Source organism: Halobacteria archaeon AArc-dxtr1, from assembly GCA_025517425.1.
Classification (GTDB): Archaea; Halobacteriota; Halobacteria; order Halobacteriales; family Natrialbaceae; genus Halostagnicola.
In genome coordinates, this window is the sequence record JAOPJY010000002.1 from 65,876 (window position 1) to 81,220 (window position 15,345).

Below are 15,345 nucleotides of genomic sequence, written 5' to 3' on the forward strand. Positions count from 1 at the left end.
TGGTAGATACTCACGGTCACTCCATTCGGGGAGCACATAGATGCCGTCTCGCGAGCGCGATCTCAAACCCCAGTGGCGAGCCACGCACGGCTTCTCCGCTGAAGAGTAATGCAAAAGAGTCCAAAAAAGCGATAGACAGCGCTCTATTACCGGATTGCGCCGCTCGTGATTGTAATCTCGAGTTCAATCTGTCCTGGGTCCGAGCCAGATTCGACGACGATCACGACGTCGAACTCGTGGCCGGGGCTCAGATTGACCTGACCGCCGCTGTCCGTATCACCTGGGTTCTCGACAGACAGGACACTCGCCTGTTCAATACCGCTGTACTGCCACGCGAACGCGCTGATAGAAGCACCGTCCGGAGCGCTTTTCAGCTCGATATCGAACTGGACGTGTCGGTCCTCACCGGACTGGTTGCGCACCGAGAACAGTGGCCGCTCGAAGACCTCTTCGTCGAGGTCTTCCGGGTCGACCCCGACCTCGTAGTAATCGAGGGTCTCGTCCATTTTCCCGCCGAGATAGTACGTCGAGTTCGGGTTCATCCCGGTACCACCGTTGCTGAGACCCTTCTGGAGATCGATCTCCAACTCGCCGGCCTCGTTCATGTACGCGATGTCGGTGTTTCCAGGGATCAGACCGATTCCGCCTTTCTTGTCGTTGTTTGCGACATTGATCGTTGCCTCTCGATCAGGGACTCGAGCAGCACTGAATGCGCCCGTTCCAACGAGCGCGGCACTTCCTGCAGCTGCACTTCCGAGTCCGATCATGAATTTTCGTCGTTCCATTGATTTTCAACCTCGTTGTCGTGCGTCGACCCATCCGACGACTCACTTCCGCCCACTCGTCTTCGTCGACGCGTATTCGACTGATCAGTAGTCGTGTACTTTGGTATGTACAGACAATAATATCGGAAAGAAAGCCAGTAGTCGCCGAAGAGATTGTTTTGACCGACGACAGACACTCTCCTTAGATCGGGAAAGACCCTATGTCAACTGGCCAAACAGTGATTGGCGATCACCGAGTCCGACATCGTCAGATTGACCAGTCGGTTAATAGCTTATTTCTGGACAATCATTGCTATCGAACTATCTTATTTTCGAGATAAGTACACCAATCCTCAAGCCATTACATTCCGTGTTGTAGCCGTATTCTAGGTGGTCGTAGATAGAGAGCAGATTTCCTGACACAAATATGTTAGATTGATGTGAAGGTCACGATTGTTTTTGTATTCATACTTAACTGTGTTCTCGATTGTTACGCCCGTAGGGAGATGGGGGAAGTTAGCAAAACCACGGGGCAGTCAGTCGAACGAGAGCGGTTCACCCGAGATACGGTTCTCGAAATTCTGAGTAACCAGCGCCGACGGTTCGTCATTCACTACCTGAAACGACGGCGTACGCGGGCAGGTAGAGATCACGGCGGCGTGTCGGTTGGGGAGCTCACAGATCAGGTCGCGAGCTGGGAAAACGGAAAGTCCGTCAAGCAGCTCACCCCGCAGGAGCGAAAGCGGGTGCAAAACGCGCTCCGACAGTTCCACCTACCCAAGATGAACGACTGCGGGTTCGTCGAATACCATCCGAAACGGGGGGAAATCCGCCTGACAGACGTCGCCGCACAGAGCCGATTCTACGTCGACGTCCTCCCGAATCGGGGGATTCCGTGGGGGTTGTACTACGTCGTAGTCGTCGGACTCAGCGCGGTCAGCCTGGTCGGAATCGTCGCCGACGTCTATCCGTTTACGTTCCTGACGACTCTGATGTGGAGCGTCTTTTTCGTCACCATGTTCGGCGTCTCAGCGCTCTGGCACTACTACGACAACCGATACCGGATGCGACTCGGCGCGCACGAGAAACCGCTGGAGGTCGACAACCGATGAGCACAATACAGACGATCCTGATTCGGAGAGGTGACGTACGAACTACCGACGGCCCGACGGGACTGGCCGGTGGTCCGATATGAATCGCCGTCGGTTCGTGCTCGGGACACTCGCGGTCACGGGCGGCAGTTCGCTCCTGATTGGTTCGAGCGCGTTCTCGACGGGGAGAGCCGAACGTGATCTGACGATCGACGTCGTCGGAGACGACGAGGCTGTCTTGCAGTTACGGTACGGCGACGTCGACCTCACCGACGTCGGCGCCAGTCCGCCACACGAAGAGACGACGATCGTCGAACTCGGCAACCTGTTCGAATCCGACATCGAGATCGCGGAGTTCGAGGTCAACGTAGACGGCCCCCTCTCCGCCAGCGACCTTGAGTATCCCGACTCGCTGGATATCGGCGAGACGGCTCCGGTCACAGTCGCCGTCAACTGCGCGGCCCCGGAGGGGGCGTCGGCGACCGTGCTCTTCGACGTGGCAGTCACAGGGGAGGGCGTCGCCGCCAGGACGACTAAGAGCCGGGCAATCGAGGTGACCTGCGGGGCTGCCGAGCCAGTGACGTTCGCCGGGAGCGGAAACATCCACATCCCCGAATGGGTTGATGGATCGGGCGGGGTCGACTACTGGACGGCCGCCGAGATCGAGGAGGGAAACGACGCCCCGGGTGCGGGAACAGGCAACGGCAACGGACGTCCACCGGGCGAAATCACCGCGTTCGATCGCGGGACGGTCGATGATTTCGATCCAGGCGTGCCACTTCAGGCGCAGACGGATGGGGGGACGAGCGGATTCGTCGCGGTATACATTCCCGCTATCGACGCCAGTTACCACCACCCCGGATTCGATCCGTCGACCGGAGAGATCGACTCGTGGGATGGCGGTGACGGACTCTACGTTCCTGGAGATATCGAACTCGAGGAACCGTAAAACGGACTCAGTTCTGCCCTGGAGGGGGTGATCCGCCGTCGTCGACGGATTCGGCGGCCCGCTCTCGAACGCGACGCTGCTGGCGGCGCTCGGTCACGTGGCCGATGCCGTCGGCCAGTTCGTCACGAACGTCGTCCTCGAAGGCCGTCAGCGGATCGAGAAACGAGTCCGAAAACTCCTCGACGAGTTCGTACGTCCAGCGCTCGTCGAGTGCGCCCGCCGGGAGATGGCTGTCGCGGAGGGCGTTTGCTGCATCGTCGTGGCCCGCCTCCCGAAGGGCGTCTTCGGCGTCGGCCATTCGATCCATCGCGTGGCCGAGGTTGTGGTGGAAGGTGAGGAGTTCGCCGTAGGCGCGGTGGGCGTACTCGACGCCGAGTTGGAGGTCGTGAAGCGCCTCGCGCTCACTGTCGTCTAGGTCGAGATGCTCGTCGGCGGGAGCCGAATCGGCGTTGGAATCGTCACTGGGGTTGTGGTCGGCGGGGTCACGGGGTGGTGTCACGCGGGGATCGACCACGTCCGTCGGTAAAACGCTTTCACGGCATCAGGCTCGCAGATCGACGGAGGGAAAGCCCTGGGGTGGGTAGCGCCGACGATGAAGATCCGGTTTCTGGGCGGCGCTCGCGAGGTCGGCCGGAGTGCCATCCTGGTAAACGACTCCCTGCTCCTCGATTACGGGATGAAGACCGGAACCCCGCCGCAGTTTCCGGTCGGCGACGTCGAGCCGGAAGCGGTGGTCGTCAGCCACGGCCACTTAGACCACGTTGGGGCGATTCCTGCGCTGCTTTCGGGAGACCGGCGGCCACCGATCCACTGGACGCCGCCGACGCGAGAGCTGGCGCTCACCCTCGCACGGGATACGCTCAAACTCCATGGCGGGACCTACGACTGTCCGTTCACCGAGGCCGAGCTAAAACGCGTGACGCAGGTGTCCGAAACGCACGGCTACCGAGAATCGTTCGAGGCGGCCGGCCACACGGTGACGCTCTACAACGCCGGCCACATCCCGGGGAGTGCCCACGTCCTCGTTGACGACGGCGAGACGCGGCTGCTCTATACGGGCGATTTTCACACCACGGACCAGCGTCTGGTGTCGGCCTCGACCGCGCGGCCCGAGGCTGACGTCGTGCTCTGTGAGAGTACGTACGCCGACGTCACCCACGAGCCCCGCGAGACGGTCGAAGAGCGGTTCGTCGAGAGCCTCCGAACGACCGTCTGGGAGGGGGGCACCGTCGTCGTCCCGGCGTTCGCGATCGGCCGGACACAGGAGATGCTGATGGTCTGTGCGGCCCACAACGTGGAGTGTTACGTCGACGGGATGGGGAAAGACGTGACCCGGATGCTTCGGCGCCATCCCGAGTTCGTCCGTGACGAGGCTGCGCTCCGACGGGCGACGTCGAACGCCCGCTTCGTCACCGGTCGGGACGGCCAACGGAAGCGGATCGCCGCACAGAACACGGTGATTGTGACGACGAGCGGGATGCTCTCGGGCGGGCCGGCGATGACGTACGTACCGGCGATCAGGACGAATCCGACGAACAAACTAGCGCTGACGGGCTATCAGGTCGAGGGGACGCCCGGCCGGGAACTCCTCGAGACGGGCCGGGCCGAGTTCGACGGCAGAGTGCTGCCTGTCGCCGCCCGAGTGGAGCAATACGACTTCTCTGCACACGCCGACGCGGACGGACTCGCCGCGTTTCTCGAGCCATACCGGGAGCGTCGAGTCCTGATAAATCACGGCGACCGGTGTGAGGCGTTCGCGACCACGCTCTGCGAGGACGGCGTCGACGCTTCTGCCCCCGAACTCGGCGAGACGATGCGCGTCTAGCCGTTCGAGCCGTTTCCGTCAACCGGCCCCGGTCGACGACCCGGCGTGCGGGTCAATCCGATCAGGTAGACGTCAAGCAGCGCCACCACTAGCACCGCCAGGGGGACGGCGACGTCGGTGTAGGCGACGTCCTGTATCTGTAGTGCCGTGAGGACGAACGGGTCGCCGGGTTCGAACGCGCCGGAGATTGTTCGAGCACTGAGAAATGCTAGCGAGAGCAGGTAGAGAGCGAGCCAGGCGAGCCCTCGTCGCCACTGGCTGAGATACCAGTGGCCAAGTCCCGCGACGAGCACCGTCAGGAGATAGGCGGGCCAAATAGGTCGGCCGGTCGGCAACATCTCGGATTGGTCACTCATCGCCACTCCGTTTGGCTTCCAGTACAATCCGTGTTTCCCTCGAACGAGTGAGGCACGAACGCGCGTGCCGATAGCGGAGCGGCCGTCGCGGCCGGTTCCGGGCGAGTCAATCGAGAGCGGTCGCTGCTCGCGTAATCCAGCGGAACATTCATGTCCGGCGTGGAAGTAGCCGTACCGTGAAACGGCGGCACTACCTTTCGGTGATGGGTGTGGCGGGTGTCTCGGCCCTCGCCGGCTGTTCGACGCTTGACGAGGCGGGTGACGACAGCGACAGCGGAGACGACGAGGACGGTGTCCAGAACGAATCGGAAGACGACGAAAGCGATGAGGGGACCGGCGACGAAGGTGGTGACGAACACGGTGAGGAAGAGAAAAGTGAAAACGGCGAGGATGAGGAAAGCGAGAACGGCGACGGTGAAGAAGATGAAAGCGAGAACGGCGACGGAAATGGTGACGAAAACGGAGGGGAAGCGGAACCGACCGAACTCGTGTCGATCCAATCAGTAGCGGATCGATACGATCCGAACGCAACGACGCTCGGAACCTACGGACGGAGCACAACGATCGACGGAGTCGAGTTCGACGATGGACTCGCGGTCATGATCTTCGACCACGGAGTCGGCAACGAGTTCGCGTTCAGCGTACTCGATGCGGACGGCAGAGAGGTAGGCGAAGCCGGCCCGTTCTTCGGCGATGTCGAGGGGGCGTCGGCGGTTCTGGCGACAGCGGGGATCCATTCGGTAACCGTCGAAACGGACATTTCAGGCAACAGCTACTGGACGCTCGCCACCGCCCAGCCCAACGCGCCCGCTGAGGCGATCCACGAGATTCCAGTCGAGGCAAGTGGAACCGAACCGGACGTAATGGGACCCGTCGAAATCGACGGCACGGTGACGGTCGCCGCGAGCTACGAGGGCAACGGCCCCTTCGAGCTGGTCTGTTACGACGAGGCGGGCACGGAACCCGACGACGCGACTGTTGTCTTCGAGGAGGAAGGGCCGTTCGAGGGAGAGACTGAAGTGGAGTTCGACGCGACCGCCTGGATCGGCGTCGAGGCGGTCGGCGACTGGTCGTTCGAGATCCAGTAACGAAGAGCGCGCCGTCAGTCGTCGGCGGGAACGGCGGGCGTCTCGTCGACGACGCTCTCGGTCCAGGTCCCACGGAGGAACCAGGCCGCCGTGACGATCGCCGAGAGGACGTAGGAGATCGCCACCGCGTACCAGACACCGATGAGCCCGGCGTCTATGACGATGATCGCGACCGCGGCGAGTGGGATGCGATAGAGCCACAGCTCCTGGGTCGCCAGCAACATGGCGGCACGAGTGGAACCGCTTCCTCGAATCCCGCCCAGTAAGACCTGGAACACCCCGAGGAAGACGTAGGAGGGGCCAGCGATGAGGATGTAGGCCGCACCGTACTCGACGACCTGTGCAGACTCCTCGCCTTCGATGAAGACGGCCGTAATCGGCTCTGCAAACGGGTAGACAAGCGCGACGATGGCCACGAAGACGCCGACGACGACGATCGAACTCAGTTTGATGGCGCGTCTGGCGCGGTCGAGCTGGTCGGCGCCCAAATTCTGGCCGACGACGGTCTCCGTCCCGCGGGCGAGCCCGAGCGCCGGCAAGAACATAAGCGAGGAGAGGCGGTTGACGATGCCGTAAGCGGCGACCGCCTCCGTGCCGGCGAGGGCAATCAGTGCGGTCATGACGGTGATCCCGAACGACCGCAGGCCCTGTTCGGTTGCGATCGGGGCGCCGATATCGATGATCTTCCGGAGGGTTTCGCCTTTGAGCCACAGATCCGAGAGCGACGGTTCGAGCCCGACGCGTCCGGTAAACAGCAGGTACATGCCGGCGACGGCGGCGAGCCCACGCGAGATGACAGTCGCGATCGCCGCCCCCTCGACGCCGAAGCCCTCGAAGCCGGTCGCGGCGTACAGCGTCGACTCGAAACCGGTCGCGCCGATCCAGGCGAACACCGGGTTGTCAGTAAAGCCCAGAATCAGAAAGGGGTCGAGAACGACGTTGAGCGTCGCGCTCCCCGCCATCAGATAGAGGGGTGTTCGGGTGTCACCCCAGCCTCGCGAGAGCGCGTCGAAGATGAAAAACCAGAACATGAAGCCGACGCTGACGAAGATGATCCGCGTGTAGGAGACGGCGTAGGCGTAGGCGTCGGTTCCGGGCTCCGCACCGACGAGTTGCATCAGCCACGGCGAGAGGACGAACCCGAGGGCGCCAAAGACCGCGCCGACGATTGTGACGAACGAGACGGTCTGGCCGGCAACGTGGTGCGATCGTCGGAAGTCCCCCGCACCCTTGTGCTGGGAGACGAGCACCGTGCCGGCGACCGTGAGACCCCCGCCGACGCTGACCATCAGGAAGACGATCGCCCACGAGTACGACAGTGCGGCGACCGCGTCACTTCCCAGCCGGCCGACCCAGTAGGTGTCAGCGAGGTTGTACGCCACCTGCAGCAGCTGTGAGAAGACGATCGGCGCAGAGAGGACGACGAGTGGCTTGAACAAAGCGCCGTCGGTGACGTTGACTGATCGGTCCGTTCCCTCGGTCATTCGACCCCTCTCGTCGCGGTCGAGGCCGCCGGCTCGGCGTGATCGTGTGGACGGCAACCGCGGGCGATCGAGCGACGAGCGGCGTCGATCGTCCCAGCAATCGAGAGGCGAACGCGGAGGACGGTCACTAGCTGACCAGTTGGTCAGGAGGCGTGAAATGGGTTCTGATTCAGACCAACGGTGGAGATGATCGCTACCGTCGGTAGCGTCTGACGCTAAACTCCTCGTAGCCGCCGTAGGCAATTTCGAGGGCGCCGAGCCACCAGTTCCATCGCTCCGGTGGCGCCCCGTCCGGCGCGTCAGCCAACTCCTCGATGACGATCGCTGACGTCAACTCGACGCCGGTGTCGCGCTCGTATCGCCCCGCGTCAGCGAGCGTCCGCGCCTGCCGGGCGACGACTCGAGAGGCGCCACGAGAGCCACCGAACTCGGCACGCAAGCGTTCTTCGAGCTGATCGGGATCGAGCGACACGGCGTCTGCTACGGGCTGGTGGCACTTCCGTCTGTGCCCGCTCGAACCGAGCGGACAGCGAGCGGTTAGAAGTCGTGGTCGGGGTCGTCTTCGACGGTCCGTTTCAGCGAGTCACGTCGGGACTTTGCGTCGCGACCCGTCGCTTCGAGGAGGAACTCGTTTTTCGCCGAGACGGCCTCGCCGGCGGCCTCGAGTTCGTCGGGTCCGAGCTCGGTCGGATCGCGTTCGTGGAACTCGACGGCGAGCTTGTCTTTCTTCCCGGAGTACTCGACGGCGCCGACGACGATACGCTCGAAGACGGGGTTGTCGGGCTCGGCGATGACGAACAGATCGCTTCCCTTGAACTCTTCCGTTTCCGAAATCGGCCCGAAGTACTCCTCGACGGTGGCTTCTAGGTCGGGGATTCGCTCCTCGAGGTACTCGCCACGTCGCATCTTGTACTCCTTCATGAATTGGTGAAACACGGGGGACCGTTTACCTCTTTTCATACCACGCAGCCCGTGTGGCGTCCGGACGGGTCAGCGTCCGGGCTCGTATTCGCGCTCGCTCAGGTAGCCCTTCCGACAGTCCGGGCAGATGTCTCCAGTGCGAAGTGAACCGCGGTCGCCGTCGGCTCGAAACTCACAGCGCGGACAGAAGAACTCGGTAGCGACGCCGTCGGCCGGACCGCCCTGGCCAGGTGCAGGTGCGGCGCCAGCGCTCTCGATTCCCGTGATAGAGGCGTCCTCGTCCGCATTCGAGAGCGGTGCGTCTCGGTCGGCCGCGGGCGGCGTTTCGGACGCATCGACGATGTCGTCGGGCGTCGCGTCAGCGTCGTCGGAAGCCGCGGCGTCGATTCCGGAGCCGGCGGGGGCACCGGACGATCCGGACGAGTCTTCGAGAATAATCCCGTCGTCCTCCTCGGGGCCGTCCGCGTCAGCCGCGGACACCTCGGCCGGTTCGGAGAAGGATAGCTCCTCACCCGCCGGATCGGCCTCGGTACCATCATCACCATCATCGTCGGGCCAGGCGGCGGGATCTGCGTCGGCACCGACGGGCGGTCCGACGTCGGAGGAGTCGGGCCACTCGCCGTGCTCTCGAGCGGGGGGATCGTCCGCCGACGCGAGCGTCTCGTCGTCGACTGCGTCGCTCGGATCGGGCGTCGAAGGAGGACGTTCGGTTTCGGTGACCGCGTCTGAGCCATCGGCGACAGCGTCCGGCGCGCCGTCTTCGACACCAGCTGTATCAGCGCCGCCGTCGGCGGTATCGGCGTCCGATTCGGCGTCTGCCGTGGCCAACCGCGTCACTTCGGTGTTCTCGCTTATGACGTGTCTGTCGCCACAGCGAGAGCACTCCTCGTACTCCTGGACGGTGACGACGACCTCGCTGCCCCGTTCCTCGCGATCGCGATCGACGTGGGGTTCGCCGTACTCGTGGCCGAGCAGCGAACATCGCAGGACCATTGTATCGTCCGACCGTACCGAGTCCCACCATAAAAACGTACTGTCCGTCGGGCGACACCCCTGCTGGAACGGCAAGTGTCAAATCCCAGGCTCACGAAGAGAGGGACGGATGAGAGCGAAGCCGGAGTACCGGGACCGGGAAAAACCGCAGGTCGCGGTTCTGGACGAGCTCGTCAATCGCGTCGAAGAGGGGATGACCGTCCTCGAACTCCGTGCAGCCGTCGAAGTCGAGATCGACGAGCTAGAGGACGCTCTGGCGGCGCTCAAAGACGATGGGCTGATCGTCGTCGATACCGCGACCAACGAGACCCTTATCAAACCGGCCGACCGGGTCATCCCCGACGAGCCCGAGCCGGAGACAGACGAAACGCTAAGTGAGTGGCTGCGTCGTCGAATGCCGTTTTGAGGCGATCGAAACGCCTGTGGGGGTGAGGCGCCTCCGTTCGAGCATGAGCGTCATCGAGTCGGTACACGCAGATCACGGCGCGTCGTTCGAGGAATGCGGCGGGCGGCGAGTCGTCGCACACTACGGTCGGCCGGAACGGGCCCACCGAGCGGTGCGCAACGGCGTCGGCCTGCTCGAAATGACCTACGGCGTCGTGGTCGTCGAGGGCGACGACCGCGTCGAGTACGTCGACAACGTCGTCTCGAACCGCGTTCCCGACGCGGACGGCGCGGGCTGTTACGCGCTCCTCTGTGACCCCCAGGGCGGTATCGAACTCGATCTGTTCGTCTACAACGCCGGCGAGCGCCTGCTCCTGTTCACGCCACCCGGACGTGCCGACGAGCTGGCCGCCGACTGGGCCGAGAAGGTGTTCATCCAGGACGTCGAGATCCAGGCCGCGACCGACGAGTACGCCGTTTTCGGCGTCCACGGGCCTAACGCGACCGAGAAGGTCGCGAGCGTCCTCACCGGACCGGGAACTCCCGACGAGCGGTACGGCTTCGTCCGTGGAGGACTCGACGACGCAGGCGTGACCGTGATCCGAACCGACGCGCCGACCGGCGAGGAGGGGTACGAGATCGTCTGTGGCGCCGACGACGCCGAGGCGGTCTACGGCGTCCTCCTGAATCAGGGAATGAACGCCGCGCCCCTCGGCTACCGGACCTGGGAGGATCTCTGTCTCGAGGCCGGCACACCGCTGTTCGAGTCCGAACTCGAGGGGCGCATCCCGAACGTCCTCGGGCTGCGCGCCGCCGTCGACTTCGAGAAGGGCTGTTTCGTGGGCCAGGAGGTCGTCTCCCGCGTGGAAAATCGCGGGCAGCCGAGTTCGCGGCTGGTCGGGCTCGCGCTCGAAACCAGTACTGAAACGGATGCGGACGACGGAGACGCCGTCCCCGACGCCGGCGCGGCCGTCTTCGACGGCGACAGCGTCGTCGGCGAGGTGACGCGGGCGATTCACAGTCCGATGCTCGGCCAGTCGATCGCGCTCGCACTCGTCGAGTACGGCCTCGAGAGCGAGGCACTCTCGGTTCGCGTCGGTGGTAAAGAGCTGCCCGCGACCCGGACCGAACTGCCGTTCGTCGAGGGATCCGAGCGATCCGGTCGGCTGCCGGAGTACGCGGACTGAGGTCATCGCGCTACAGAACAGACCGTACAGAAAGCATTTATACAAAAAAAATAACTGGCTGTCATGAATCGACGAAAGGCAATCATCGCAGTCGGGGCGGCCACGACAACACTCGCCGGCTGCCTCGGAACGTGGGATTCGGAGACCTCGGGCACCGGCGGTAACGATGCCGCAAGCCCCGAGGAAGCACGTGCGGATGAGGGAGGTGACACTGATAGCGACGACGGGCAGACGGCCGAAACGGACGCGGAGCCGGCTGACACGGAGCCAACTGACGCGGACGACGGTGAGAGCGACGAGTCGGCGGAGTCGGCGACAGCCGCCGAGGATGTCCAAGCCTGGCGAAAGCCCTCCGGGATCGTGCAGGTCGGGTCCTCAGAGGGGAGCCACCGGGTGGTGCTGGGAGCGGAGTCGGACGTCTCACTCGAGACGACGATGGAGATACGGATTCAGGGTGGCAAAGCCATCTACGAGGACGAAATAAGCGTCTCCGCGGAGGACTCACAGACGATCTTGTTCAGGGCGAAAAATGAGTATCTGATCGACTTCCCAGAGACGGCGTATCCGTCGACGGAGGTGAGTGAGTCAAACGTCGACTGCAACGGCTCCGTCCAGGACGTCATATTTGGTGAGGACGGCGCGGTAGAGAGGACGGTATGGACGACATTAGCCATCTGTGACGCCGACCCCTCGTGGTTCAAGTGAGGGGCTCTACCAATTGGTATCCATCAGATCTTCACGGCACGAGGCTCGAAACAAGAACGGAGACACCGGCCGGAAGCGTCCGGCCACAGCGTTACGGAGCCCGCGACCGACGGCCCGGTATGGGAATTGACTCGCAGACGGATCTCGGAGAGCTGTCGGCCCGCGTTCGCGCGCAGGTCGAAGAGCAAACGGAAGAAGACGCTGACGCCGTCACGTGCCGATCGTTCAAGGCGATCGATCCGGACGCACTCCGGCGACTGAGCGAGACGTTTGAGGCGAAAGTCGACGACGACGAGCGCTCGGTGCTCGTCATCTCGCGAGCGAACGCCGAACTGCTGTTCGAGACCGAGGACGTCGACGGGGTCGACGACGTCGAGGCAGAGTTGGGCCACGAGACGCGGGTCGCAGACCGAATGCCAGACGACGCGCTGTTGCTGTTGAATTCGACGGCCGTCGACGGCGAGCGGGTGGTCGATCCGGCGGGAGTCGTCTACGGGCAGGTCGGACTGGCGGCCCAAGGCGGCGACGGGTGAACGCGTTCTCCCACCAGCACGGATTCGGGTTCGGCCCGGAGGCGATTCCGACAGGGTAATGCCGGCCGAGAGATCGATCTGGGGTATGAGTCGACCACGGGACCGAGCCGTGCTTCCGGCCGTCGCTCCGCTCGCGCTCGTCCCGGGGCTCGGGCTGGCCTCTCAGTACGTCCCGGTTGAGGCGTCGTGGCCGGTCGGAGGGGGACTCAAGAGTGCGGTTGCCGCCGCCGCACTGACCGTGTTTCTCGGCGCTCTGTTGCTCTGGAAGCGACAGGCGTACACGAAGCGAGTTACCGACCGAATTGCCGCGGAGCCGGGGCGATCGGTCAGCGTCGGGGCGGTCGTCGTGGTGTTTGCGGCCGGAACCGTCTGGGTATCGCTCTCCATACAGTTGCTTCTGATCGTCGCGATTCCGGTTCTCTTGCCGGTGTTTCTCGCGTTCGTCGTCGCGACCGCGTTCGGGACGGTGCTGGCCGGGCTCGCAGTCGGTCGCGCGCTGGTCCGTGGATGGACGGGGGCGCTCGTCGTCGCGGCGCTGCTGTCGGTCGTCACCGTTGCAGCCCCCTACGTCGGGTACGGGATCGGGTTCGCTCTCGGCTCGCTGGGAATCGGGGCGATGCTCGCCGAGGGACAGGCAGTCTGGCACGAGGTTGGGCCCGATACCTCACCGCCGCAGTCCTCGACGATAGACGACTGGGAGTAAGCGGTAGACTGTGGAGCGAGACTCGGATTGGCGAAGAAGCTCAAGACGGCGAGAGCACCGCCCGAAGGTGCTCACGGGAGAGCAGCGACGTCGGCCGATCCATATGGACGCCGATCTCGCCCGAGAGCACCCGAAGACCGAGGTGCTGGACCGGCGCCGGAAGGGAGTACGCCCGGCGGATCAGGTGTCCCAACCGCTGGTCGCGTGCTAAGTCCTCGCGCCAGGCGTGTTCGTAGGCTGCGAGCGTCGCCGGTCGATCCGGATCGATCTGGGCGACGGCGTGGTCGGCACAGGTCATCGCGTAGAGGATCCCGCCGCCCGTAAACGGTTTCGTCTGGGCTGCGGCGTCGCCAAGCAGGAAGCCCCGACGCGTCGTGACGCGGTCTGGCGGCCCGATCGGAATCGCTCCCGAACACCGGTGAGAGACGTCGACCTCGTAGCCGTCGACGAGTTCCCGGAAGTGTTTGGTGACCTGGACCCCGGGCGGCGCCGCGAGCCCGTACTCGACGCCCGCCTCGCCGCGGGGGATTCGCCAGGCGAAAAAGCGGGGTGCGGTGAGGTGGACGTCGACGAAGTCCGCGTGGTCGTCTTCCTCGGAAAAGGCGAGGACGCCGTGGAGGAGTTCGTCGGGTTCGGGAAGCGAGAGGGCCTCACGGACCCGAGAGCGCGGACCATCGCAGCCGGCGACCATCTTCGCCCGGAACTGATGGGAGGCGTCGGGTCCTTTCGCCTCGATCTCGACTGCGTCTCGCGTCTCCGTGACATCGGTGACGGTGTGGCGTTCGCGGACGTCGGCACCAGCCTCGCGGGCGAGATCGGCGAGGTGCCGATCGAGCCCCACGCGGTCGACGACGTTCGAGACGGGCTCGCGACGGTAGAAGGGATAGCCCGGGCTGTCGGGTCCGCCGACGTGAAATCGCGCCCCATAGACCTCGTTCTGGAGCAACTCGTCACGAGCGCCTTCGCCGGTAAACTCCCAGAGGTCGGTACTGACGTGGCCCGAGCAGGCCAGCGGATCGCCGATCCGCCCCTTCTCGAGAGCGAGCACGTCGTATCCGGCTTCGGCCGCCCGTCGGGCGAATCTCGCCCCCGGCGGACCGACGCCGACGACGACGAAATCGTACATACTCGGCTCATCCACACGAGAGAATAAAGGGCTTCCCGACTGTCCGTTCGCCTGAAACACGGGGGTTGCGATAGCCGGCCAAGATTCGCCGAAGGGATGGGAGCCGACGGATAGCAAGGCAGATACAGCAAACGAATCAGGCTGGTTCCCGATCGATGCCGGCGAACACGTACCAGAAGCCAAGCAGGATTGCGAAGAAGACGGCGCCGATACCCACGCGAAAGAGTAACTCTTCGGTTCCCGTCGCTTCGGCGTGGACGAGACTGGCGGCCCAGCCCCCGCCGACGACGGCGAAGCCGGTCGCGACGATCAGCATCAAGAGCACGCGGTCCGTCGGAACGTTCATGGACGTATTCAGCCGTAGCTTCGGGTAAACGGTCTGCTTGCACGAAGCAGGCAGTTCACGTCGGGTACAGCGCGATCAGCGGTCAAGGAGCGAAGCGATCACGGCTCCCGGTTCGTCGGCTCGTTCGAACCGGCCGAGCAGGGTTCGAACCGAGTCACGGGCGGCGTCGTCGACGCGAACGTGGACCATCCCCTCGCCGGGTTGGCCGTAGACGACGGTCGCGCCCTCGGACGCGAGGACGATCGCCGGGAGCGCGGCGAGATCCTCCTCGCCGTCGACGAAGATCGTGGTAGGCTCGTCGGCCGCGAGCGCGTCGCGGATCGCGCGGACGAGCGAGGCGGTGATGACGCCAGGGGGATTGTCCACCTCGCGAGAGACGCCGTCGGTGACGACGCGCTCGACGGCGTCGTCGACCGCGCTGCGCTCGGTTCGGCCGTCGACAAGTGCGACGTCGGGAGTGACGCCAGCCTGCAAGAAGTGGTAGGTGACGACGTCGCCGACGGCGATCAGTGGCCCCTCGACGCGGGCCAGTACGGCTTCGGCATCGGTTTCGACCGGTCCCATCGGCTCTTTGAGATCGGCTCTGAGATCGACCGGAAGGCGAAGCGTCGGCTCGGCAGACTCGAACCGACTGTCAGAAGGTGTGTCGTCGTCGTCGGGCACACTCGGGTCGTCTCGGGTCACGGAGCCGTTATCGGACTTTGAGTGCGTACGCACCGGGCTCTTCGACCTGCATCTCGGTCGCGATCTCGCTCTCTTCGGGGTGGGCGATGATGACGTAGCCCGCCCAGTCCTCGGTCAGCGACGAAGAGGCACAGCTCTCGCAGGTCTCGGCGTCGGCGTCGTTGACTCGGTGGCACTCTCGACAGACGATGCGGTTCGACGCCACG

General features: G+C 64.2%; 21 protein-coding genes. 9 read left to right on the forward strand and 12 right to left on the reverse strand.

Annotated elements, in window-relative coordinates:
* Positions 1-146: 146 nt before the first annotated feature.
* Positions 147-785: a hypothetical protein gene (locus OB905_09225; protein ID MCU4926161.1), complete on the reverse strand. Its 639-nt coding sequence runs from the start codon at positions 783-785 to the stop codon at positions 147-149.
* A 485-nt stretch (positions 786-1,270) separates the two neighbouring features.
* On the opposite strand from OB905_09225, the gene OB905_09230 reads away from it, so the two are divergent.
* Complete coding sequence (locus tag OB905_09230) at positions 1,271-1,876, forward strand: hypothetical protein (protein ID MCU4926162.1); 606 nt, start codon at positions 1,271-1,273, stop codon at positions 1,874-1,876.
* A 79-nt stretch (positions 1,877-1,955) separates the two neighbouring features.
* The gene (locus tag OB905_09235) at positions 1,956-2,804 is read left to right on the forward strand and encodes a hypothetical protein (GenBank protein ID MCU4926163.1); all 849 of its coding nucleotides are present in this window, start codon (positions 1,956-1,958) and stop codon (positions 2,802-2,804) included.
* A gap of 7 nt (positions 2,805-2,811) precedes the next feature.
* Here OB905_09235 and OB905_09240 read toward each other — a convergent pair whose 3' ends face one another.
* Positions 2,812-3,303, reverse strand: a complete 492-nt coding sequence (locus tag OB905_09240) for a hypothetical protein (GenBank protein ID MCU4926164.1) — start codon at positions 3,301-3,303, stop codon at positions 2,812-2,814.
* A 93-nt stretch (positions 3,304-3,396) separates the two neighbouring features.
* Here OB905_09240 and OB905_09245 point away from each other — a divergent pair, with 93 nt between their 5' ends.
* Positions 3,397-4,629, forward strand: a complete 1,233-nt coding sequence (locus OB905_09245) for an MBL fold metallo-hydrolase (GenBank protein ID MCU4926165.1) — start codon at positions 3,397-3,399, stop codon at positions 4,627-4,629.
* Here the strand turns inward: OB905_09245 and OB905_09250 are convergent.
* On the reverse strand, positions 4,626-4,985 hold the full coding sequence (locus OB905_09250; protein MCU4926166.1) for a hypothetical protein: 360 nt from the start codon (positions 4,983-4,985) through the stop codon (positions 4,626-4,628). The genes OB905_09245 and OB905_09250 overlap by 4 nt on opposite strands.
* 176 nt (positions 4,986-5,161) lie before the next feature.
* On the opposite strand from OB905_09250, the gene OB905_09255 reads away from it, so the two are divergent.
* A complete protein-coding gene (locus OB905_09255) occupies positions 5,162-6,073 on the forward strand; it encodes a hypothetical protein (protein ID MCU4926167.1) in 912 nt (303 codons plus the stop codon).
* A 14-nt stretch (positions 6,074-6,087) separates the two neighbouring features.
* Here OB905_09255 and OB905_09260 read toward each other — a convergent pair whose 3' ends face one another.
* The 5 genes from OB905_09260 to OB905_09280 form a co-directional block, all read right to left on the reverse strand.
* Positions 6,088-7,557 (reverse strand): MATE family efflux transporter, encoded by a 1,470-nt coding sequence (locus OB905_09260; protein MCU4926168.1) that lies wholly within the window; start codon positions 7,555-7,557, stop codon positions 6,088-6,090.
* Positions 7,554-7,685, reverse strand: a complete 132-nt coding sequence (locus OB905_09265; GenBank protein MCU4926169.1) for a hypothetical protein — start codon at positions 7,683-7,685, stop codon at positions 7,554-7,556. Before OB905_09265 ends, OB905_09260 begins: the two co-directional genes overlap by 4 nt.
* Positions 7,686-7,750: 65 nt before the next feature.
* Positions 7,751-8,029 (reverse strand): hypothetical protein, encoded by a 279-nt coding sequence (locus OB905_09270; protein MCU4926170.1) that lies wholly within the window; start codon positions 8,027-8,029, stop codon positions 7,751-7,753.
* Positions 8,030-8,094: 65 nt separating this feature from the next.
* A complete protein-coding gene (locus tag OB905_09275; protein ID MCU4926171.1) occupies positions 8,095-8,478 on the reverse strand; it encodes a DUF5611 family protein in 384 nt (127 codons plus the stop codon).
* A gap of 69 nt (positions 8,479-8,547) precedes the next feature.
* Positions 8,548-9,471 (reverse strand): hypothetical protein, encoded by a 924-nt coding sequence (locus tag OB905_09280; protein MCU4926172.1) that lies wholly within the window; start codon positions 9,469-9,471, stop codon positions 8,548-8,550.
* Positions 9,472-9,580: 109 nt separating this feature from the next.
* Here OB905_09280 and OB905_09285 point away from each other — a divergent pair, with 109 nt between their 5' ends.
* From OB905_09285 to OB905_09305, 5 genes are all read left to right on the forward strand, one after another.
* Complete coding sequence (locus OB905_09285) at positions 9,581-9,877, forward strand: DUF6432 family protein (protein MCU4926173.1); 297 nt, start codon at positions 9,581-9,583, stop codon at positions 9,875-9,877.
* Positions 9,878-9,920: 43 nt separating this feature from the next.
* The gene (locus OB905_09290; protein MCU4926174.1) at positions 9,921-11,042 is read left to right on the forward strand and encodes an aminomethyltransferase family protein; all 1,122 of its coding nucleotides are present in this window, start codon (positions 9,921-9,923) and stop codon (positions 11,040-11,042) included.
* Between the two features lie 63 nt (positions 11,043-11,105).
* Positions 11,106-11,747 carry a hypothetical protein gene (locus OB905_09295; protein MCU4926175.1) on the forward strand — a complete coding sequence of 214 codons (642 nt, stop codon included), beginning with the start codon at positions 11,106-11,108 and terminating at the stop codon, positions 11,745-11,747.
* A 119-nt stretch (positions 11,748-11,866) separates the two neighbouring features.
* Positions 11,867-12,280, forward strand: a complete 414-nt coding sequence (locus OB905_09300) for a hypothetical protein (protein MCU4926176.1) — start codon at positions 11,867-11,869, stop codon at positions 12,278-12,280.
* A gap of 85 nt (positions 12,281-12,365) precedes the next feature.
* Entirely contained in the window at positions 12,366-12,983 is a 618-nt protein-coding gene (locus OB905_09305) for a hypothetical protein (protein MCU4926177.1), read from the forward strand.
* Positions 12,984-13,023: 40 nt separating this feature from the next.
* Here the strand turns inward: OB905_09305 and OB905_09310 are convergent, their stop codons facing one another.
* From OB905_09310 to OB905_09325, 4 genes are all read right to left on the reverse strand, one after another.
* On the reverse strand, positions 13,024-14,109 hold the full coding sequence (locus tag OB905_09310) for a geranylgeranyl reductase family protein (protein MCU4926178.1): 1,086 nt from the start codon (positions 14,107-14,109) through the stop codon (positions 13,024-13,026).
* A 136-nt stretch (positions 14,110-14,245) separates the two neighbouring features.
* Complete coding sequence (locus tag OB905_09315; protein ID MCU4926179.1) at positions 14,246-14,455, reverse strand: hypothetical protein; 210 nt, start codon at positions 14,453-14,455, stop codon at positions 14,246-14,248.
* A 75-nt stretch (positions 14,456-14,530) separates the two neighbouring features.
* Positions 14,531-15,118 (reverse strand): GTP-dependent dephospho-CoA kinase family protein, encoded by a 588-nt coding sequence (locus OB905_09320; protein ID MCU4926180.1) that lies wholly within the window; start codon positions 15,116-15,118, stop codon positions 14,531-14,533.
* A 28-nt stretch (positions 15,119-15,146) separates the two neighbouring features.
* Positions 15,147-15,344 carry a DNA-directed RNA polymerase, subunit E'' gene (locus OB905_09325; protein ID MCU4926181.1) on the reverse strand — a complete coding sequence of 66 codons (198 nt, stop codon included), beginning with the start codon at positions 15,342-15,344 and terminating at the stop codon, positions 15,147-15,149.
* Position 15,345: the final 1 nt, after the last annotated feature.